Annotated in this window: 16 protein-coding genes; 12 read left to right on the top strand and 4 right to left on the bottom strand. The window is 72.6% G+C overall.

Going from position 1 to position 19,450, the window contains the following annotated elements; genetic code table 11:
* Positions 1-35: 35 nt before the first annotated feature.
* The 4 genes from SXIN_RS03485 (at position 36) to SXIN_RS03470 (ending at position 4,530) form a co-directional block, all read left to right on the top strand.
* The gene (locus SXIN_RS03485) at positions 36-896 is read left to right on the top strand and encodes an NAD(P)H-binding protein (RefSeq protein WP_019710591.1); all 861 of its coding nucleotides are present in this window, start codon (positions 36-38) and stop codon (positions 894-896) included.
* Between the two features lie 570 nt (positions 897-1,466).
* Positions 1,467-1,982, top strand: a complete 516-nt coding sequence (locus SXIN_RS03480) for a hypothetical protein (protein ID WP_039822961.1) — start codon at positions 1,467-1,469, stop codon at positions 1,980-1,982.
* Between the two features lie 149 nt (positions 1,983-2,131).
* Positions 2,132-3,274, top strand: coding sequence for a PLP-dependent cysteine synthase family protein (locus SXIN_RS03475; RefSeq protein ID WP_019710590.1), 1,143 nt, complete (start codon positions 2,132-2,134; stop codon positions 3,272-3,274).
* Positions 3,271-4,530 (top strand): MDR family MFS transporter, encoded by a 1,260-nt coding sequence (locus tag SXIN_RS03470; RefSeq protein WP_019710589.1) that lies wholly within the window; start codon positions 3,271-3,273, stop codon positions 4,528-4,530. The genes SXIN_RS03475 and SXIN_RS03470 overlap by 4 nt, the downstream gene beginning before the upstream one ends.
* 41 nt (positions 4,531-4,571) lie before the next feature.
* Here SXIN_RS03470 and SXIN_RS03465 read toward each other — a convergent pair whose 3' ends face one another.
* The gene (locus tag SXIN_RS03465; RefSeq protein WP_095756572.1) at positions 4,572-5,903 is read right to left on the bottom strand and encodes an MFS transporter; all 1,332 of its coding nucleotides are present in this window, start codon (positions 5,901-5,903) and stop codon (positions 4,572-4,574) included.
* Positions 5,904-6,024: 121 nt separating this feature from the next.
* Here SXIN_RS03465 and SXIN_RS03460 point away from each other — a divergent pair, with 121 nt between their 5' ends.
* Together SXIN_RS03460 and SXIN_RS31145 are read left to right on the top strand one after the other, a co-directional pair.
* The gene (locus tag SXIN_RS03460; RefSeq protein WP_039822950.1) at positions 6,025-6,384 is read left to right on the top strand and encodes an ArsR/SmtB family transcription factor; all 360 of its coding nucleotides are present in this window, start codon (positions 6,025-6,027) and stop codon (positions 6,382-6,384) included.
* 18 nt (positions 6,385-6,402) lie between these two features.
* Positions 6,403-6,543, top strand: a complete 141-nt coding sequence (locus SXIN_RS31145) for a hypothetical protein (protein WP_019710586.1) — start codon at positions 6,403-6,405, stop codon at positions 6,541-6,543.
* 273 nt (positions 6,544-6,816) lie between these two features.
* Here SXIN_RS31145 and SXIN_RS31140 read toward each other — a convergent pair whose 3' ends face one another.
* The gene (locus SXIN_RS31140; RefSeq protein ID WP_157916240.1) at positions 6,817-7,353 is read right to left on the bottom strand and encodes a hypothetical protein; all 537 of its coding nucleotides are present in this window, start codon (positions 7,351-7,353) and stop codon (positions 6,817-6,819) included.
* A 410-nt stretch (positions 7,354-7,763) separates the two neighbouring features.
* Here SXIN_RS31140 and SXIN_RS03455 point away from each other — a divergent pair, with 410 nt between their 5' ends.
* From SXIN_RS03455 to SXIN_RS03435, 5 genes are all read left to right on the top strand, one after another.
* The gene (locus SXIN_RS03455; protein ID WP_039822948.1) at positions 7,764-10,286 is read left to right on the top strand and encodes a SpoIIE family protein phosphatase; all 2,523 of its coding nucleotides are present in this window, start codon (positions 7,764-7,766) and stop codon (positions 10,284-10,286) included.
* A 68-nt stretch (positions 10,287-10,354) separates the two neighbouring features.
* Positions 10,355-11,461: a sugar ABC transporter substrate-binding protein gene (locus SXIN_RS03450; protein WP_050931008.1), complete on the top strand. Its 1,107-nt coding sequence runs from the start codon at positions 10,355-10,357 to the stop codon at positions 11,459-11,461.
* A 45-nt stretch (positions 11,462-11,506) separates the two neighbouring features.
* The gene (locus tag SXIN_RS03445; protein ID WP_039822947.1) at positions 11,507-12,283 is read left to right on the top strand and encodes an ATP-binding cassette domain-containing protein; all 777 of its coding nucleotides are present in this window, start codon (positions 11,507-11,509) and stop codon (positions 12,281-12,283) included.
* Positions 12,280-13,563, top strand: coding sequence for a sugar ABC transporter permease (locus SXIN_RS03440; RefSeq protein WP_019710582.1), 1,284 nt, complete (start codon positions 12,280-12,282; stop codon positions 13,561-13,563). The genes SXIN_RS03445 and SXIN_RS03440 overlap by 4 nt, the downstream gene beginning before the upstream one ends.
* Positions 13,564-13,658: 95 nt before the next feature.
* On the top strand, positions 13,659-14,240 hold the full coding sequence (locus SXIN_RS03435) for a maltokinase N-terminal cap-like domain-containing protein (RefSeq protein ID WP_019710581.1): 582 nt from the start codon (positions 13,659-13,661) through the stop codon (positions 14,238-14,240).
* A gap of 59 nt (positions 14,241-14,299) precedes the next feature.
* On the opposite strand, the gene SXIN_RS03430 is transcribed toward SXIN_RS03435, so the two are convergent.
* Together SXIN_RS03430 and SXIN_RS03425 are read right to left on the bottom strand one after the other, a co-directional pair.
* Positions 14,300-14,488: a DUF397 domain-containing protein gene (locus SXIN_RS03430; RefSeq protein WP_019710580.1), complete on the bottom strand. Its 189-nt coding sequence runs from the start codon at positions 14,486-14,488 to the stop codon at positions 14,300-14,302.
* On the bottom strand, positions 14,485-15,312 hold the full coding sequence (locus tag SXIN_RS03425) for a helix-turn-helix domain-containing protein (protein ID WP_238153926.1): 828 nt from the start codon (positions 15,310-15,312) through the stop codon (positions 14,485-14,487). The genes SXIN_RS03430 and SXIN_RS03425 overlap by 4 nt, the downstream gene beginning before the upstream one ends.
* Before the next feature lie 523 nt (positions 15,313-15,835).
* On the opposite strand from SXIN_RS03425, the gene SXIN_RS03420 reads away from it, so the two are divergent.
* Positions 15,836-19,447: a toll/interleukin-1 receptor domain-containing protein gene (locus SXIN_RS03420; protein ID WP_039822945.1), complete on the top strand. Its 3,612-nt coding sequence runs from the start codon at positions 15,836-15,838 to the stop codon at positions 19,445-19,447.
* Positions 19,448-19,450 lie beyond the last annotated feature (3 nt).

Genomic DNA, 19,450 nt, shown 5'->3' with positions numbered 1-19,450 from the left:
CCCGGCCCCTCCCTCAACACGCGAAGGATTCGGTCATGATCGTTGTCACCGGTGCCACCGGACAGTTCGGCCGCCACGTCATCGAGCACCTGCTCCAGCGCGGGATGCCCGCCGGCCGGATCGCCGCCGCGGTGCGCACCCCTGCCAGGGCCGCGGACCTCGCTGCCCAAGGCGTCGAAATCCGCCTGGCCGACTACGACAGGCCCGAGACCCTGCTCACCGCCTTCGCCGGTGCCGACAAACTCCTGCTCGTCTCCTCGACCGGCCCGGACGACGCCCGCATCGCCCAGCACCGCGCGGCCGTCGAGGCCGCGGCCGGCGCCGGTGTCGGCCTGATTGCCTACACTTCGGTCATCGGAGCCCCTGCCAGTCCGCTGGGCCTGGCGCGTGTGCACCGCGACACCGAGCGGGCCATCGCCGACTCCGGCCTGCCCGCAGTGCTGCTGCGCAACGGCTGGTACACCGAGAACTACACGGCAGCGCTCCCCGAGGCCGTTGAGCGCGGCGCCATTGCGGGCAGCGCGGGCCGAGGGCTGATCGCCTCCGCCGCCCGCGCGGACTTCGCCGAAGCCGCCGCCGTGGTCCTCACCCGCGACGACCAGGCCGGAAAGGTGTACGAGCTCACCGGTGACACCGCCTGGTCGCTGCCGGAGCTGGCAGCCGAGAGCGCCGCGCAGGCGGGCAGGCCGGTCGTCTACACGGACCTGCCCGCCGAGCAGTACCGGCAGATCCTCGCCGGAGCCGGGCTGCCCGGCTTCGTCACCGACCTGATCGTCGACGCCGACGTGCAGGTCTCCCACGGCGCGCTGGCCGGCGTCACCGCCGACCTGCGAGGACTCCTGGGACGGCCGACCACCCCGCTGTCCGCCGTCGTCACCCGGGCCCTCGCGGCCTGACACCCGGGGCGCCGGTGGACCAGCTCCTCGGGGAGGCCGAGGCGTATGAGGGTGGTCAGGGCTTCCCGCGTCGCGGTGTCCGCGCCGGTGCCGCGCAGGCGGATCGCGATGCCGTTCACAGTCCGCGGGGCCCTGCCGGCTGGCCGGAGCGTGTGCTCGGCGGTCGGCTCACGAGCCGGCGCGGTCGGCGATGAGCGCCGGGCGCAGACCTGCGGAGCGGATCCCGCGGCATCCGGCTACTCGCGCCGTGCGGGAGGCGGCAGGCGGCAGGCGGCAGGCGGCAGGCGAGCCTGTCCGGCGGGGATGGGCATGCGTGGGTAGGACATTTCGACGTCCGGTGTGCAGTTCGTGACCTCGCCGGTCGAGGACGCGATGGACGACGTGGCCAAGGCCGCCAAGTGCCGCCGCTCGTTCGGCACTCGAAGAAGTCCAGCTGCCACACCTGGTGCGCGGCAGTGGGGCCCGGTGGCGAAGGCGGCCTTGCGGCGCCCACTGTCGGGAGTCCTGTTGGGGCGACACCCCAAAGACCGCGTCCGTAACGAAGCGCACCCGGTCGAATACCTTCTGTGTGTGATCGGACTGCGTATCGGCCCACCGGCCGCCGTGCAAGTGGGCCGGATGGGCCTGCTGCTCGGCCTGGTCGTGCTGATCGCGGCCCATCTTGCGGGACATGTCCACGGACCGGGCTTCACCGGGTCGCGCGGCCAGGTCGGCGCATCGTCCTGTGCCCACCTCACTGCCTGGGGTTCCGGCACTCCCCCCGAGCCCGAGCACGGGGACGGGCAGGACCACGAGCACGACCACGGGTCTCACCACGACCACGGGTCCGACCACGACCAGGACCAGGACCACGCGGACGGTCACGTCGACCATGCGGTCGACCGTCCGCGCGCTGTCGCCCCACCCCATGCCGTGACCGCGTGGAGCCCCGACGTGTCCGGGATGTCCCCGTACCCGTCCTGGCTCCCGGCCGCGGATGCTCAGCAGGCCCCCTTCAGCGGCTCGGCCCTCGAAGGATCGCGGGGCGGTCCCCGCGCCCCGGATGGCCGGTCCGCTCTCGCGCTCCACTGCGTTTGGCGTCAGTAGCCGCAGCCCACACGCCTGTTCACCCCGCGCTCCGCCCAGGACGGTGGCGGGCCGTGGTCAGGCGTGCCCGCGCCACTGCAGCCCGAACGCCAACGCCAACGCCGCCCCCCGCCTCATGAGCGCCGGGGCGCGAAGGAGCCGTACGCGCCATGGATCTCTCCCTGCTCGAACCCTTCTCCCTGCTCTCACCCGGGGCGCTCGCCCCCGCGCCCCGGATTGTCCGTCACCCCGCCCACCTGGTCGGCGGCACGCCGGTCCTGTGGGTCGATGAGCCCTTCGCCCCGCCCGGGCGCGGCTTCCACGCGAAGCTGGAGGGTGCCAACCCCGGCGGCATCAAGGACCGCCCCGGCCTCCACATGGTCCGCGAGGCCCGCAGGCGGGGCGAACTCGCCCCGGGCGCGCCGATCGTCGAGTCCTCCAGCGGCACGCTCGGCCTGGGGCTGGCGCTGGCCGGGCTGACCTACGGCCACCCCGTCACCGTCGTCTCGGACAGCGGTATGGAACCGGCCGTGGCCCGCCTGCTCACCGCCCTCGGCGCGCACGTCGAGCAGGTCGCCGCGCCGCACCCCGAGGGCGGCTGGCAGGAGGCCCGGCGCGAGCGCGTCGCCGAGCTCCTCGCCCGTACCCCGGACGGGTACTGCCCGGACCAGTACCACAATCCCGACAACGCGGCCGCCTACCGCCCGCTGGCCGCCGAGCTGATCGCCCAACTCGGCCGGGTGGACGTCCTGGTGTCGGCGGTCGGCACCGGCGGGCACTCGGCCGGCACCGCCCGGGTGCTGCGCGAGTACGTTCCCGGCCTCGGGCTGATCGGAGTCGACTCGGTGGGCTCCGCGATCTTCGGCCAGCCGGCCGGGCCACGCCTGATGCGCGGTCTGGGCTCCAGCATCCATCCCTCCAACGTCGACTACCCGGCCTTCGACGAGGTCCACTGGGTCGCCCCGGCGGAAGCCGTCTGGGCCTGCCGCCAACTGGCCCGGCGCCACTACGCCTCCGGCGGCTGGAGCGTGGGCGCGGTCGCCCTGGTCGCCGGCTGGGCGGCCCGCACCTTCCCGCCCGGCACCCGGATCGCCGCGATCTTTCCCGACGGCCCGCACCGCTACCTGGAGACCGTCTACAACGACGCCTGGTGCGAGGAGCACGGCATCCTCGGCCGGGAGCGGCCGGAGGAGCCCGACGAGATCGCCGACCCCGGCGAGCGCCTGGTGACCGGCTGGACCCGTTGCCGCCGCGTCCGCGACCCACTGGGCCGTGACCGCGGCCGCGACCTCGCGAAGGCGGACGTCCGATGAGGCGCCTGCGGGCCCAGGTGGCTTCCTTCGACGCGCCCGTACGGCTGTTGATGGTCAATCAGTTCGGTATCAACCTCGGCTTCTACATGCTGATGCCGTACCTCGCCGACCACCTCTCCCACGGCCTCGGCCTCGCGGCGTGGACGGTCGGCCTGGTCCTGGGCGTGCGCAACCTCTCCCAGCAGGGCATGTTCCTCATCGGCGGCACCCTCGCCGACCGCTACGGCTGCAAACCGCTGATCCTGGCCGGGTGCGCGCTGCGGACGGTGGCCTTCGCCCTGCTGGGGCTGGTGGACTCGCTGCCCGCCCTCGTCGCGGCCTCGGCGGCGACCGGCCTGGCGGGCGCGCTCTTCAACCCGGCCGTGCGCGCCTACCTCGCCGAGGCGGCGGGCGAGGAGCGCCGGGTGGAGGCGTTCGCCGCCTTCAACGTCTTCTACCAGGCCGGCATCCTCATCGGCCCGCTCGCCGGACTTGCCCTGCTGGCCTGGGACTTCCGCGGGGTCTGCGCGGTCGCCGCCCTCGTCTTCGGGATCCTGGCCCTCCTGCAGTGGCGTGCGCTTCCGGCCCGCCCGCCCCGTGACCGCGGCGCCGAGCCGGCCTGGCGGGCCGTCGCCTCCGACTGGCGCGCCGTCGCCGCCAACCGTCCCTTCCTCCTCTTCGCCGCCGCGATGACCGGCTCCTACGTCCTCGCCTTCCAGGTCTACCTGGCCCTCCCGCTCCGGGCCCGCGAACTCTTCGGCGACCGAGCCGGACTCGTCACGGGGGCGGTCTTCGCCGTCTCCGCCCTGGCCGCGCTGTCCGGGCAGCTCAGGCTGACCGCGTGGGCGAGGCGGCACCTCTCCGGACCGCGGGCCGTCGCGTGCGGCCTGGCGGTGATGGGCGCGGCCTTCGTGCCGCTGATGCCGGGCGTGCCCCCGGGCAGCCTCGGCCGTGCGACGGGCATCCTCTCCCTCACCGCCTGCGCGGCCCTGCTGGCCTGGGGCGGGGCGCTGCTCTACCCCTTCGAGATGGACACCGTCGTCCGGCTGTCCGGGGAGCGGCTCGTCGCGACGTACTACGGCGCCTACAACACCGCCTCGGGCATCGCGATCTCCGTGGGCAACCTGGCCGTGGGGGCGCTCTTCGACGCGGGAGCGGGGTGGCTGCCCTGGGCGGTGCTGGCGGCGACCGGGTTCCTGTGTGCGGGGCTGGTCGTGAGGCTGCACCGGGCGGGGCATCTCGGGGCCCCGCAGCCCGTGGCCACGGGGGTCGCGTGACCGCCGGGTTCGCCGCCGGACCGCCGGAGTCGCGCCGGATCCTACAGGCGGCTGTGCAGGCCGTCGTCGAGGCCGCCGTGGCGGTGCCGCCGGCCCGCCCGCACCCGCCGGGCACCCACCAGGTGGGGGTGCCCGGCGGGCAGGCCGGTGTGGACGTGCGCGGGGCGCGACGACCAGAGCCGCACCGCCAGCAGGGAGGAGGCCAGCGTGATCCCGCCCAGAGCCGCGACCGCCCACGCGAGCCCGGCCGCCGCCCCCAGCCATCCGGCCAGCGGATACGTCACCAGCCAGCAGCCGTGAGAGAGGGAGAACTGCGCGGCGAACGCCGCCGTACGCTCCTCCGGCGGTGCCGAACGGCGGATGAGCCGCCCTGCCGGAGTGAGCACCATCGAGCAGGCCGCGCCGAACGCCGCCCACACGGCGAGCAGCGCGGGCGGGCGCCAGCTTCCGCTCTGGGCGGTGGTGACGGCCCCGAGCCCGGCGAAGACGACGGCGAGCGTCAGCGCGCCCGGCAGCATCACGGACCGGTCCGGCAGCCTGTCGAGAACCCGGGGCAGGACCAGGGCCACGGTCATCGACCCGGCACCGTACGCGCCCAGCGCGACCGCCACGGCAGCCTCCGGCAGTCCCAGATGGGCACGGACGTAGACGATGGAGTTGACCGTTACCATCGCGCCGGCCGCCGCGACCGCCAGGTTCAGGGCGAGCAGCGCCCGCAGCCGCGGGACGGCGAGGAAGAGGCGGGTGCCCGCGGTCGCCCGGGAGAAGGCGCCGCCCGTGCGTCCCGGCGCCGGGCGGGCGGCCGGTCCGGGCAGGGCCGCGGAGACCACCAGAGCGGCCGAGGCGAGGAAACCCAGCACGGTGCCGGTGAAGAGCCAGTTGTACGTGATCACCGACAGCAGCGCGGCCGCCAGCGCGGGGGAGAACAGGCTTTCCAGGTCGTACGCGAGCCGCGACAGGGACAGGGCCCGGGTGTAGTCGCGCTCCTCGGGCAGCACGTCGGGGATGACGGCCTGGAACACCGGCGTGAACACGGCCGAGGCGGACTGGAGAAGGAAGACCAGGGCGTACACCTGCCACACCTGGTCGACGAACGGCAGGAACAGCGCCACCCCGGCACGGACGAGGTCCGCGGACACCATGAGCGCCCGGCGCGGCAGCCGGCCGGCCAGCGCGCCGGCGGCCGGGGCGATCGCCACGTACGCCGTCATCTTGAGGGCGAGCGCGGTGCCGAGTACGGAGCCGGCCTCGGCCCCGGCGAGGTCGTAGGCCAGCAGAGCGAGTGCGACGGTGGCCAGCCCGGTGCCGGTCAGAGCGACGACCTGGGCGGTGAAGAGACGGCGGTAGGTGCGGTCGCGGAGGACGGCGAGCATGGGGGCGGCTCCCCGGGCGGTCGGCGGGCACGGCGGTGCCGGGAGTATAGCCATCATGTGCGCACCTGCGCACATGATGGCTGAATGTGTTCTCCCCGGCCGATGGCTCTAGGCTGGCCTCATGTCCGAGCGCCAAGCCATGTCACCTGCGGCCGGTGCGCATCTGCGGGCTCCCGACACCGCGCGGCTCGCCGAGGCGACAGGGGTGTTCGCGATGCTCTCGGACGCCACCCGCCTGCATCTGCTGTGGCTGCTCGCGCAGGGTGAGGCGGACGTCGGATCGCTCGCCGAGCAGTGCGACGCGTCGCGTACGGCGGTCAGCCAGCATCTGGCCAAGCTGCGGCTCGCCGGGCTCGTGGACACCCGCAGGGAAGGGCGGCACATCCACTACCGCCTCAGCGACGGGCATCTGCGGCGCCTCGTCGTGGAAGCGCTCAGTCACGCGGACCACCGGGTGAGCGGGCAGGCTCCGCACGACTGACCGGGTCGGTCCCCGGCCGTGGGCGCGCAGGACGTGGCGGCGGTGCGGCAGCGGATCGGTTCCGAACTGGCGCACGAGCTGGCGCAGTTCATCCCGGACGGCGGCACCGCCCGGGTCCTCTACGGCATCAGGACGTGGACGACCACGCGCCTGCCGTGACCGCTTCGGACCCCCGCGCGGACCGCCGCGAGGGCCCCAGGTTGGTCGCCGGCCGTCTGTCTCCATGGCCGGGTCGTCCCTGCCCGTACCGCCCGCACCCGACTCGTCATGCACCGGCGCCGCCTGCGCGCCCGTCACCGGACCCGAGCCCGCACCAGCCACTACGCGGCGGGCTGCTGCTGTCCGGGCTCGGTGAGCGGACCGTGGTCAAGGCATACCAGTGCTGCGGGCTGATGAACAGAAAGGTGAACCGGCAGCACGGTCGCGCGATAGTCATCGATCGGGGTACTGCGTCCTGTATTTTCTGATCGCCTGGCGTGTGCCGATGCGTCGCAGTGGTTCCCGAAGGGACAATTCCCGCCCCGCTACCAGTATGAAGAGCTCCCACTCCACGGAATTGTCGATGTCGAATTCTCCGTTCAGTTGAGCCTCGCTGTCCGTTTCAAGCGCCGGATTTTCCCACGCCTTTCGGATGTGCTCGCGCAGTTCCCGATGGCAGCGTGTCAGGAGGATCGAGTAGGCCTCGCCTGCGAGTGGTGAGTGAATCCGAAGCCAGGCTCGATAGAATTCCACTTCGACGTATGTGTCGCTCAACTGTCCCCCGACCGCTGAACGTGTGGCTCCATCGGAGGAGGGTCTGCGGGATATTCGGTAGGGCATTTCCTCGAACTCTTTTATTGCCTCCAGTGCGCGGGCGTAGAAGTGTGTCTCTCGATCTCGTCTTGCGGTTGCCTGCGTCAGGAGGTAGCCGGCCAATGCCACGAGCGCCGTGGTCGCCCCAACGAGCAGTGTGACTGTGTTCGCGGACATGTCCCCCCTGGTGTGCAGGCCATTGCCGCGTGGCGGCAGCCAACGTTGGGACCCCTTGTCTGAAGTACCCGTGAGGCGCAGCCGTGACGCATACTCGCGTGTGCGGGGAGACTGGTGCGCGACCTGCGAGGCCGTTATGGACCCCGCCGCGGCCCTCGCGGCGTAAACCCCTTGGTCACCAAACCGTGCAGCAGCCCCGACAGCGGCGCGGCCGCGGGTGCGGGAGAGACGGGGCTTTCACCGGCTGAGCCCGAGGGCAGCCGCGAGCCGGGGCGGCTCGGGTGCCGTCCGGAGGCTGACAGGCGCGATGGGCCCGTCGTGGGCCGCATGCGCGTTTCCCGGCAGGGTGCGGGCGGTGGTTTCTCCATACTCTGGAGGCGGCCGTACCCGGCCGGTTCGGAGGCGACGGGATGAGGGAGAGCGCAGGGACGGCGTTCGGTTTCGCGGGGGCGGCGATGGCGGCCGTCTACGTGCGCGACGCGGAGGGCACCGGCAGGCTGCGGCTGATCGATACCCTCGGCCGGACCAGTACGCCGTACGAGGTGCCCGAGACTCTGTCGCTGGACGACCGCTCCCCGGTGGCGGATGCCTATCGCACCGGCCGCGCCGTGTGGCCGGTCACGGGGGAGAGGGCCACGAGGGAGACGGCCACCGTCGAGGCGGCCACCGCCGCCGAAACGCCGGTGGTGTCGGCGGCGGTCCTGCCGCTGGGCGCGGAGGGCGGGCGGCTGGGCTGCCTGCTCGTCGTCGACGACGGCCCGTACGGCTTCGACAGCACTCGCCGCCACCTGCTGGAGATGTACGCCGGCCAGCTCACGACCCGGCTGGAGGCGGACGGCCGGCCTCAGACCGGGCCCGTCGTCCCCGGCAGCGCGCGGGAGCCGGCTCCGGCCGGTGCGGTGCTGCGCCGGATCCGCCCGGGTTCCTTCACCCTGGCTCTGGACACCGGCGGTATCGAGGCGGACAGCCGGCTGCCCGAGCTGTTCGGCATCGCGCCGGAGGACTTCGACGGACGCGTCGAGACCCTGCTGTGGCGCGCGGTTCCCGACGACCTGCCGGCCCTGATGTCCCTCGTCGAGCCGGACGAGCGCGCCACCGGCCTCCGGGACCTGGAGTTCCGGACCCGGCTGAGCACCGGGGAACTGCGCTGGCTGTCGCTCAGCTGCCGGCTGGGTCTCGACCCGGCGGGACGGCCGGACCGGCTGTTCGGCGTCGTCGCGGAAGCCTCCCGTCTGCGGCCCCGGGCCCACGAGGTCTCCAGGGTCCAGCGGCTGGCCACCGCCCTCGCCGACACCACGAGTCCCCGCGACATCGTCGGGGCCCTCCTCGATTCGCTGGGCGCCGACCGGGTGGCGCTCGTCGAACTCGTGAGCGACCGGCTGATGGTCACCGTCCTCGACCCCCGGGATCCGGGCGCCTGGCCGCAGGCGTGGCGGTCGGCCTGGCGCGCGGAGTGGCGCGACGCCCTCCCCGGCTCCCTCCCCACGGTGGAGGGCACCCTGCGCGAGGGGAACGTACACCTGTGGCCGCCGGGCACGGCCGCCCCACCGGACCTGGCGGGGCTGGGCGCCGGAGGGCTGGCGCTGCTGCCGCTGCCCGCCGAGGGCCGGAGGCTCGGCGCGTGTGTGATCGGCTGGAACGAGGCACAGGAGTTCGGCCTGCAGGAGCGTTCCCTGCTGACCGCCGCCGCTTCCCTGGCGGGGCAGGCCCTGATGCGGGCCCGCGCGTTCGACGCCGAGCGTGAGCTGGTCGCGATGCTTCAGCGCAGTCTGCTGCCCCGCACGCTGCCCGCCCTGCCCGGCGGCGTGGCCGTCGTCCGCTACCTCCCCGCCGCCACGGGGCTGGAGGTGGGAGGCGACTGGTACGACGTGATCCCGCTGTCGGACCGCCAGGTGGCCTTCGTCATCGGGGACGTGGAGGGGCACAGCGCCGCGGCCGCCACCGTCATGGGACAGATGCGTACGGCGATCAGGGCCTACGCCGTGGAGGGCCACACCCCCGACGTGGTCATCTCGCATGCCAACCGGCTGCTGACCGGGATGGAGACCGACCTGTTCGCCACCGTCTGCTACGTCGCCCTGGACATGGAGGAGGGCAACGCCTGGTTCGTACGGGCCGGGCACCTGCCGCCCGTGCTGCGCGATCCGGAGGGCGGAACGACGGAGCTGCAGGTCGAAGGCGGCCCGCCGCTGGGCGTGGACGCTCAGGCGGCGTTCCCGATGGCCACCGCCGCCATCGCGCCCGGCTCCGTCCTGGCCCTGATGACGGACGGCCTGCTGGAGTCGCCGGAGACGGGGATGGAGGAGGGGATGCGCCGCGTGGGTGACTGCCTGGCGGCCGCCGATCCCTCCGACCCCGAGGGCATGGCAGCGGCCCTGCTCGGCGGCGGTGCGCGCCGCGACGACGACCTGGCGCTGCTTCTGCTGCGCTACGACGGGATGGCGGTCCGGCCGCGCCGGGCGGGCTGGGCGGTCTGGCGGCTGCCCGACGCGGCCGCGCACGCGCGCCGCTTCACCACCCGGATGCTGCGCGCGTGGGACGCGGTGGAGGAGGCCGACACCGTTCTCCTGGTGGTCAGCGAACTGGTGACCAACGCTCTGGTGCACACCCGGGGAGAGGTCCGGCTGGATCTCGCGCTGACCGGAAACCGGATGCGTGTCGCGGTCAGCGACTCCTCACCGCGTACGCCGGTCAAGCCGGCCAGCATGGACTGGGAGGCGACCGGCGGCAGGGGCATCCTCATGGTCGAAGCGGTGTCGGAGTCCTGGGGTTCGGTGCCGCTCAGCGGCGGCAAGCAGGTGTGGAGCGAGATCGCCCTGCCGTCGCGGGAACCGGAACCGGAACCGGAGCCAGAACCGGAACCGCTCGGCTCGGAGGAGGAGCCCACCCAGGGGAACCGGACCGGCCGAGGAGACACTCCGGGAACAGAATGAGACATAATAGGAAAATATCGTCCAGTCGCTGAATCGAGGTGGGCCGGGCGGCCCGGGAGGTGCCGGGGATGAAGCCACACCGGGGCCGGGCCGTCCTGCTCGTCACCCTCGTCGCGCTCGTCACCGCGGCCTGCGGACGGGCCGCCCAGTCCGGAAGACAGCCGAACGGGGGCACCGCCACACCCCACACGGGGGGCTTCACCATCGGACTCCTCCTCCCGGCCAACCAGGCCGACCGCTGGGAGCGGTTCGACCGGCCGCTGATCGAGAGCCGAGTCCGCGAACTGTGCGCGGCCTGCACGGTGCGCTACTCCCCGAGCGGGCCGGACGCCGCCGCTCAGCAGCGACAGCTCCGGGCGCTGCTGACCAGCGGCATCGACGTGCTGATCCTCGGCTCCGTCGACTCCAGGGCGGCACGTCCCACGGTGCGCGGCGCGGCGGCGGCCGGGGTGCCCGTCGTCGCCTACGACCAGCTGGCCAAGGGCCCCATCTCCGGATACGTCTCCTACAACGGCGAGGAGATCGGCAGGCTGCAGGCCACGGCACTGCTGAGGGCACTGGGCCCGAACGGGTCCCGGCCCCGCATCGTCATGCTGAACGGCTCGCCGACCGACCCGAACGCGGCCGACCTGAAGAAAGGAGCCCTCTCCGTCCTCGAGGGCCGGGTGGAGATCGGCAAGCAGTACGAAGTGCTCAACTGGGACCCCCAGAACGCCTACGCCGACATGACCGCCGCCATCGCCGACCTCGGCCCCGACCGGATCGACGGCGTCTACGCCGCCAACGACGGCCTCGCCTCGGGAGCCATCGCCGCTCTGAGGTCGGCCAGCGTCGACCCGCTGCCTCCGATCACCGGCCAGGACGCGGACCTCGCCGCCGTACAGCGCATCGTCACCGGCGAGCAGTTCATGACCGTCTACAAACCCTTCACCCCCGAGGCCCACGCCGCCGCCGAGATGGCTGTCGCGCTGGGGCGGGGGGAGAGCGTCGAGGACATCGCCACGGGGACGGTCGACAACGGCTCCCGCCAGGCCATCCCCTCCGTCGTACTCGAGCCCATCGCGCTGACCGCCGAGACCATCGACACCGTGATCAGAAGCGGCAAGTACACCACCGACCAGATCTGCACCCCCGACATCCGCTCCGCCTGCGAGGAGGCCGGTCTCCTTGGCTAGGGCCGTGCCCGGCGCGCAGGCGCTCAAGACAAGGGAAGATCCCACGTGCCGACCCCACCTGTGCTGCTGGCGCTGCGCGGCATCTCCAAACGGTTCGGCGCCGTGCAGGCACTGCTGGACGTCGACCTCGAGATCCACGCCGGAGAGGTCGTCGCCGTGGTCGGCGGCAATGGCGCGGGCAAGTCCACGCTCCTCAAGGTGATCAGCGGTGCCGGGCCGGCCGACGAGGGCGTCATCGCATGGCAGGGCCGCACCGTCCGGATCTCCCGGCCCCGGGACGCCCGCGAACTGGGCATCGCGGCCGCCTACCAGGACCTCTCCCTGTGCGAGAACATCGACGTGGTCGGGAACCTCTTCCTCGGGCGGGAGATCAGCCGGCTGGGGTTCCTGGACGAGGTGCGGATGGAGCAGCAGGCCCGGGAACTGCTGAGCACCCTGTCCCTCCGCATTCCCGACCTGCGGGTACCCGTCGCCTCGCTGTCGGCCGGTCACCGGAGGGGAATCGCGATCTGCCGCTGCCTCCTCGGCGACCCCCGGCTGCTCCTGCTGGACGAGCCCACCGCGGCCATGAGCGTCCAGCAGTCCGTCCAGGTCCTCGATCTCATCGAGCGACTGCGCGAGCGCGGACTCGGTGTCCTGCTCATCAGCCACAACCTCGGCGACGTCAAGGCCGTCGCGGACCGCGCGGCGGTCCTGCGGCTGGGACACAACAACGGCTTCTTCGACGTCCCGACCACCTCCCAGGAGCAGATCGTCTCCTCCATCACCGGCGCCACGGACAACGCCGTCGTCCAGCGCGCGACCCCGGAGTGGCAACTGTGACGTCCACGAGACCGCACCCGGCCGACCCGCCCGAGCCGTCCGGCCCCCCCGACCCGCCCGAGCAGTCCGGCTCCCGCGGCCGGGAGGCGCGGCGCCGGCTGAAGAGCCGGCTGGACGCCACGCGGCGACGGATGCGCGAGGGACAGCTCGGCTCCGCCCCCGCCCTCGTCGCCCTCGCCGTGATCTGGGCCGTGTTCGGCATCCTGGACCCCGACTTCCTCAGCCCGCGCAACCTCTCCAACCTCGGCATCGACATCGTCGGCGCCGGCCTCGTGGCCGTCGGCGTGGTGTTCGTACTGCTCCTGGCCGAGATCGACCTCTCGGTCGCCTCCGTCGGCGCCCTGTCCGCGGCCCTGTTCGCCGCGCTCAACGTGCGGCACGGCGTCCCGGAGGCGACCGCCGTTCTCCTCGCGCTCGCCGTCGGTGCGGCGATCGGCGCGGTCCACGGTTTCTTCGTCGCCAGAGTGGGCGTCCCGTCCTTCGTCGTCACGCTCGCGGGGCTGCTGGGCTGGAACGGTCTGACGCTGTACATCTTCGCCGGGCAGGGCACCATCCTCCTGGACGAGAACGGCCCGGTCGTCAGGCTCACCCACTCCTACTTCCACGACGTCGCCGTCGCCTACGCCCTGGCGGCGCTGGGCACGCTCGCCTACTTCCTGTCGTCCTACCGGACCGCGCGGCGCCGCAGAGCCGCCGGCGCCCTGCCGGTCCGGGGCCTGCCCGAGATCGTGTTGCGCACCCTGGCCCTCGCCGCCGTCTCCTTCACCGCCGGCTGGACACTCAACCAGTTCCTGGGACTGCCCCTCGCCCTGCTGATCTTCCTGGTCTTCCTGGTCTGCCTCGATGTGCTGCTGCGCCGTACTCCCTACGGCCGCCGGATCGTCGCCCTCGGCGGCAACATCGAGCCGGCCCGGCGCGCCGGTATCGCCGTGACGTCGGTGTGCGTGTCCGTCTTCATGATCTCCAGCACGATGGCCGCGATCGGGGGCCTGTTCCTGGCCTCCCGGGTCAGCTCGGCCAGTGCGACGGCGGGTTCCGGCAACCTGCTGATCGAGGCCATCGCCGCGGCCGTCATCGGCGGCACCAGCCTCTTCGGCGGCCGGGGCCGCACCTGGTCGGCGCTCCTGGGCATCCTGGTGATCCAGTCGGTCGCCTCCGGTATGGCGCTGCTGGGCATCCCGGGTGCCGTGCAGTTCATGATCATCGGTGTGGTGCTGCTCGGCGCGGTCGTCATCGACACCCTGGCGCGCCGCACCCAGCAGGCCCACGGCTGGGCCTGAGGTCCGGACGCCGCCCGGGAGCACGGCCGGCTCCGATAGGTTCGGTCACATCCCGTCGGCAGACGGGCCCCGGACCCACGCCTGAGGGAGCTCGCATGGCCTTCATCCACCGCACCACCATGACGCCCACCAAACTGGAACTGCTCACCGGCTGGCTGCCGAAGCAGAGCTGGTACCTGGGCGAGGCGGAAGCGCCGGACCTGGTCAAGGCCGGCGGGTTCCGGCTGGACGACCCGGAAGGCGCGGTCGGCATCGAGTTCATGATCGTGACGGACGTCAGCGCACGGGAACCGGTGGCGTACCTGGTGCCGCTGAGCTACCGCGGTGCGGCGCTGGACGGTGCCGGCGGCGAGGCGCTGATCGGCACGTCCGAGCACGGAGTGCTCGGCACCCGCTGGGTCTACGACGGCGTTCACGACCCGGTGGTGACGGAGCAGCTGCGCGCCCTCCTGCGGGGCGAGGTGACACCGCAGCACCAGAGCGAGAGCGACACCCCCGACCCGACCGTCACCGTGCGGGGAACCGGCCCCGGCGGCGACGGGTTCGACGTTCAGGTCAACCGCGTCCTGCGGCCGGAGGAGGCCCCGCAGGCATCGTCCGCCCACCTCGTCGCCGGGTGGACCCGGCCCGACGGAACGGCCGTGCGGGGCGTATGCGCGACCGTCGCACCACGGTAGGCACGGCAGCGCCCCGTGCCGGACGTGTCCGGCACGGGGCGTGCGGTGTGCCGTGCGGGTCAGCCCTGCGCCGTGTGGGTGATGAAGGCGTTCCACGCGGCGGGGGAGAAGGCGAGTTCGGGGCTCCGCCGGTCCTTGGAGTCCCGGACGTGGACCGCCCGCGTGCCCTTCGCCACCTCGACGCAGTCGTCGCCGTCGGAACCGCTGTAGCTGCTCTTGAACCAAGCCCGTTCGTCGATGCTGCTCATAGCGCTCCTCGAAGTCGCGTCAGCAGGCCCCTGGAATCCTCGGAGGTGAGGGCCTGTGAACGCAGTTTCGCATACCGCTGGAGCATGATGCTGACCTCTTTCCGGTCCGAGATCAGCACCCCGCCGCGCTGGCACTCCGCGTAGCCGAACCACTTGTTGTCCCGCGCTTCGAGGAGCCTCAACGGACCGTCGAACCCCGCGTGATCCGGCTGGCAGCGCGGCATGATCTGCAACTCGACGTTGAACCGTGCGGACCGCTCCAGCAGATGGTCGAGCAGCTCCCGCGTCACGTCCGGGCCGCCCGTACCGCGCTCGAGGAGCGCCTGTTCGATGATGAAGCTGAACGCGATCGGCGGCCTGCGCTCGAACAGGTGCTGCCGCTCCAGACGGGCCGTCACCTGCTTGGCCACCTGCTCCTCGTCCTTCACGGGCGGCACGCTCTCCGTCACGGCCCGCGCGTAGCGCTCGGTCTGGAGCAGGCCGGGAATCACCCGGCACTCGTAGGTCCACAACGTCACCGCGTGCGTCTCCAGCCGCGCCCACTGCCGGAACCAACTCGCCAGCCCCACCTGCCGCGACAGATGCGGCGCGGCCCGCCGCAGCGCTCCCGTGTTGCCGAGAACCTCCTCCGCCCGCTCCACGAAGGCGCGGTCCGGCATCCGGCGGCCCAGTTCGACCGACTCGACCGTGTGCTTCGAGAAGCGGACCAGAGTGCCCAACTCCGCGCGGCTCAGGCCGGCGTGCTCCCGCAGGGCCTGGACGACCGCCCCGAACGTGCGCATGCTGTCCGACGGCCCCGGCTCGGGACCGACCCCGGCGCGCATTCCCCCTGTCACCGCTTCCCCGGCATCGTCGTCCGTGTTCCCGTAGGCCACCTCGGCCGCCATCGGCCACCTCCCGCGCACATGCCACCCCGTACCGCTTCTGACTCGGCTCCATCGTTACGCGGAGTCACATACGCTGTCCACCGAATGTGTGCGTACGCTGACGCTCAGTACGCGGAGCGGTACTCGTGAACGGTGCGTATCCGCCGCGAGCTCGGGCGTATCCGCCACCGTCCGTCTCCGTGCCCGGTCAAGGCATCGTAACCGTACGTGTGTTCCTTCGACGCCCGGCCGCCGACCGCGACGTGGGGCGTACGCGCGGCCGGGCCCCGGCTCACCCGGGTCCCGGGCCCTCGACGCCGCAGACGATCACACTGGGCAACTCTCGCCTGTACAGGCTGACTTGACGCCACTAGCGTCGGACTCCGCCCGGCCGCGGCAGCGGACCGCACGGGCGGCGCGGCCAGGCCGGTGGCGATGCTGCAAGGGGGCGGATGTGGCGGGTGCGGCGGGGGACCGTGTCATGGCGGCGCGGCGTTTGCTGTCGAGCGGGACCGCGGCCTGGGCCGCGGCGTGTCTGGCGACCTGGGCCCTGTTCCTTCCGCTGCTCGGGCCCTGGCTCGCACTGGCCGGTCTGCTGATCCCCTTTGTCGTCTTCTTTCCGTCTCCGCCGTTCGCGGCGCTGTGGCGGGTCCGGAACGACCCGGCCACCTTGGTGTGGTCGTGGCGGCGGCTCCTGCGCGTGCCGACGCTCGCGCTGCCGCTGGCGCTGCTGGTCATGTGCAGCGGCGTGCTCGTCGTGGCACCCTCCGGCAGCCCGGCCTTCTGGATCTCCTTGGTGTCCCTCCCGGGGGTGGTCGCCGCGTTCGCCGTGCGGGGCGGGTCCGAGATCCATGTGGCGGGCGTCCCCCTCGGCCAGGAGAGAACGGGCCCCGGGCTGCGGGCCGCGTTGCCGTCCGGGTCGTCTCTCGTCGTGGTGGCACTGCTTGCCGCCGTGGTGTCCGGGGTGATCGCCTGGGTGCTTCGGGACCGCATGCGGGCCGTGGTCGCGGGGGTCGGCGTGCCGCTGACGGACCGGATCGGGGACATCGAGCGGTGGACCGACGCGCAGATCGCGTCCAGTGTGTTCGGGCCGACGTTCGACCGGCAGTGGTACTGGGCGCTCCTGGTCGGCGCCGGCGGGCTGCTGGCGGCCGGCTGCTGCCTCCTGCTGCGGAACGCGCACCTGCGGGCCACGGCCGGGACCGACCCGTTCGCCGAGGGCTCCGGGGGGTTCGGGGCTCCCGCCGAGTCCACCAGCAGGGTGTTTCTCAGCTACTCCCGCAAGGACTCCGACTACGCCCGCAGGCTGTGCGCTCGTCTCGAGGGACGGCTGGGCGAGATCTGGGTCGACTGGCAGGCCATCCACCCTTCCGAGGAGTGGCGCGAGTCCATCGCCGAGGCCATCCGCACCTCGGACGCGGTGGTCGTGCTGCTGAGCCGGGACGCCCTGGCGTCCCCGTACTGCTGGGACGAGTGCCGGCAGGCGATCAAGCAGCGCAAGCGCATCCTTCCCGTGGTGATCGACCCGGAGCTGGAGCGCGGCAGCACGAGCCGGCTTCTGCGCGAGCGCGGGTGGGGCGAGCTGACGGCCTACCAGAACCTGTCGCTGGCGGACCCGGACGAGGACGAACTCGCCCAGGGCGTCCAGGACATCATCGCCTTCGTGCACCAGCACCACCGGTGGGTGGCGTTCCAGGTCCGGCTCGGCGTGCTGGCGCACCGGTGGTGGGAGAGCGGGTGCAGCGACGGGCTGCTGCTGCGGGCCGACGAGCTGTCCGTCGCCGAGGCGTGGCGGCGGCACACCCCGGACGAGCAGGACTTCCAGGCCGGGCCCACCGAGGAGCAGAGACGCTACCTGGGGGACAGCCGCGGGTTCGTCCGGCGGCGCACCCTCCGCGTCCGGTCGGCACTGGTTGCGGGCACGGCCGCGATCATCGGCCTGTCCGGGCTCGTCGCCGCCGGGCAGGCCGGTGCGGAGGCCCAGTACCGGGCCGCGCTCTCCCGCAAGCTGGCCGCCATGGCCGGCGACGTGTCCGGCACCGACCCCGAGCGGGCGCTGCAGTACGCCCTGGCCGCCCGTGGGCAGGCGGACACCGCCGAGGCGCGGAACGCCATCGCCGAACGGCTGACCGGCTTCAACAGAGTGCGCACCGTTGTCGCCCCGCGCGGCGAGTCCGTCAGGAACGTACTGCTCAGCCGCACGGGGGATGTCCTCCTCATCGCACGAGGGCAGGCCTCCGGCGGCGCGGTGGAGCGAGGGGCGACCACCGAGGTCTGGGATGTCAAGCGGGCGAGGAGCCGGGGACTGCTTTCGGGCAGCCCGCTGGACCAGGCCCTGACGGCCGATGGCCGGACCGTGGCGCTGGCGTCGGACGACGGGAGGTCCGTGTACCTGGCTGACACCAGGACGATGCGTGTCAAGGACAGCTTCTCGACAGTTGAAGCGGAAGTCCCGGCCGGAGTGTTCGAGGGACCGGGCGGACTCAGCGCGGATGGTCGGCGTCTCTGGGCCGCTGCTCATTTCGCGGATGCGAATCAGAACACCCACGTGCTGTGGGATGTGCAGAGTCGGCGCATTATCGAGAAATCCCACAGCGATTGGCTCATGCTCACCGACTCCGACCCCGTACAGAGCAGAGTTCTGCGGGACATCGATCCCGGCGACACCAGCGCCGTCGTTGGCTTCACCGACGACGGCGGCGTGCTGGTCAATGTCGCGGGGGAGGCACGCGTCTACGAGCGGGGAACCGCACGCCCCTGGGTGCCGGCTCCCGGTATGGCCGCCGTGAGCAGTACCCGGAAGGACGAAGGCCCCATGCTGGGAGGACACTACGCGGTGCTCAGCAAGGCCGGGGGGGATCGGTTCGAGCTGTGGGACCTGCTGGATCACCGGCTTGTCGGGTCGGCGAACAGCGTCGACAAGGCGGTCGAGTTGCGCAGGGGCGACGGGGCACCGGAGTTCGAGACCGCCGATCGGGTTTCCGAAGCGGAGTCGGCCGACGGATCGCTGGTCGCGGCAGCCGCGGCCGACGGATCCGTCGTGCTCTGGGAGAAGGGCGGCGCCGGACGGATCAGCGAGCGGCTGCCGGTCCCCGCGAAGGAGGGCGCGTACGCGGTCGGCCCGGGCGCGCGCACGGTGGCCGCGGCCGTCGGCCGGACGGTGAGTCTCTGGGACACCGGCACAGGGGAACGCACCGGCAGCGTCGGGCTCAGCGATATCGGAAACACGCTCGCCTTCAGCCGGGACGGCTCGCTGCTCGCGGTGGCCGAGGTAACCCGTGGAGCCGGCCGGGAGCCGCCGGTGCGGGTGGAGGTCTTCCGCGTGCGGGACAGCAGGCTCGTCGCCCGGTACGAGCCGGAGTCCGATGCGAAGAACCCCATCGGCTCTCTGATGTTCTCTCCCGATGGCAAGAAGCTGTACGCGGCGGTGACCGGAGCGTTCAGGGTCGTCGTGTGGGACCTGGCGGATTCCGGCGGGCAGCCCCGTACGGTGGCCGACACCCAGGGCCACGGCTACGCGGACCACGCCGCTCTCAGTCCCGACGGCACGAAACTCGCCGTCACCGGCCGCGACAGCACGGTCGGCCTGTGGGACACGGCCTCCGGCACCCGGTTGCGCCTCATCGAGGACGCGGCCCACGCGGCGTTCAGTCCTGACGGGAGGACGCTGGCCACCAGGGATCGCTCGGCCCGGTCCGTCTCCTTCTGGAACGGGGAGACGGGTCGGAGGATCGGCGGCGACATCGTTCCCGGTTCGAGGGCGTTCCATGTGCGGTTCAGCCCCGACGGGCACCGGCTCGCGATCGTGGGGAGCCCCGAGGGCGGACTCGTCAGCCGACTGCCGGTGACGCTGTGGGACGTCTCCAGCCGGCAACAGGTCGGCCCCCAAGTGGCCGAGGTGGACGCCTACGGGGCGCTGGGCTTCTCCCCGGACGGTGACCGAGTGGTGACCGCCGGCCGCTACGGCACGTTCATCGCCGACGTCTCGGCGGACGGACGGGTCTCCTCGCTGTGCGGCATGGTGACCCGCCGACTCAGCGCACCGGAGTGGCAGGACATCGCACCCGGGGAGCGGTACCGCTGGCCGTGCTGACCG

It is taken from the genome of Streptomyces xinghaiensis S187, from assembly GCF_000220705.2.
GTDB classification, from domain to species: Bacteria; Actinomycetota; Actinomycetes; order Streptomycetales; family Streptomycetaceae; genus Streptomyces; species Streptomyces xinghaiensis.
Note: the sequence above shows the minus strand (reverse complement) of the source record. Positions and strands in the feature narration are given on the sequence as shown.

Excerpts from the sequence above, each read along its gene's own strand:
- SXIN_RS03485 (WP_019710591.1), top strand. The coding sequence starts at position 36 with ATGATCGTTGTCACCGGTGCCACCGGACAGTTCGGCCGCCACGTCATC.
- SXIN_RS03475 (WP_019710590.1), top strand. The coding sequence starts at position 2,132 with ATGGATCTCTCCCTGCTCGAACCCTTCTCCCTGCTCTCACCCGGGGCG.
- SXIN_RS03470 (WP_019710589.1), top strand. The coding sequence starts at position 3,271 with ATGAGGCGCCTGCGGGCCCAGGTGGCTTCCTTCGACGCGCCCGTACGG.
- SXIN_RS03465 (WP_095756572.1), bottom strand. The coding sequence starts at position 5,903 with ATGCTCGCCGTCCTCCGCGACCGCACCTACCGCCGTCTCTTCACCGCC.
- SXIN_RS03460 (WP_039822950.1), top strand. The coding sequence starts at position 6,025 with ATGTCCGAGCGCCAAGCCATGTCACCTGCGGCCGGTGCGCATCTGCGG.
- SXIN_RS31140 (WP_157916240.1), bottom strand. The coding sequence starts at position 7,353 with ATGTCCGCGAACACAGTCACACTGCTCGTTGGGGCGACCACGGCGCTC.
- SXIN_RS03455 (WP_039822948.1), top strand. The coding sequence starts at position 7,764 with ATGAGGGAGAGCGCAGGGACGGCGTTCGGTTTCGCGGGGGCGGCGATG.
- SXIN_RS03450 (WP_050931008.1), top strand. The coding sequence starts at position 10,355 with ATGAAGCCACACCGGGGCCGGGCCGTCCTGCTCGTCACCCTCGTCGCG.
- SXIN_RS03435 (WP_019710581.1), top strand. The coding sequence starts at position 13,659 with ATGGCCTTCATCCACCGCACCACCATGACGCCCACCAAACTGGAACTG.
- SXIN_RS03430 (WP_019710580.1), bottom strand. The coding sequence starts at position 14,488 with ATGAGCAGCATCGACGAACGGGCTTGGTTCAAGAGCAGCTACAGCGGT.
- SXIN_RS03425 (WP_238153926.1), bottom strand. The coding sequence starts at position 15,312 with ATGCGCGCCGGGGTCGGTCCCGAGCCGGGGCCGTCGGACAGCATGCGC.
- SXIN_RS03420 (WP_039822945.1), top strand. The coding sequence starts at position 15,836 with ATGGCGGCGCGGCGTTTGCTGTCGAGCGGGACCGCGGCCTGGGCCGCG.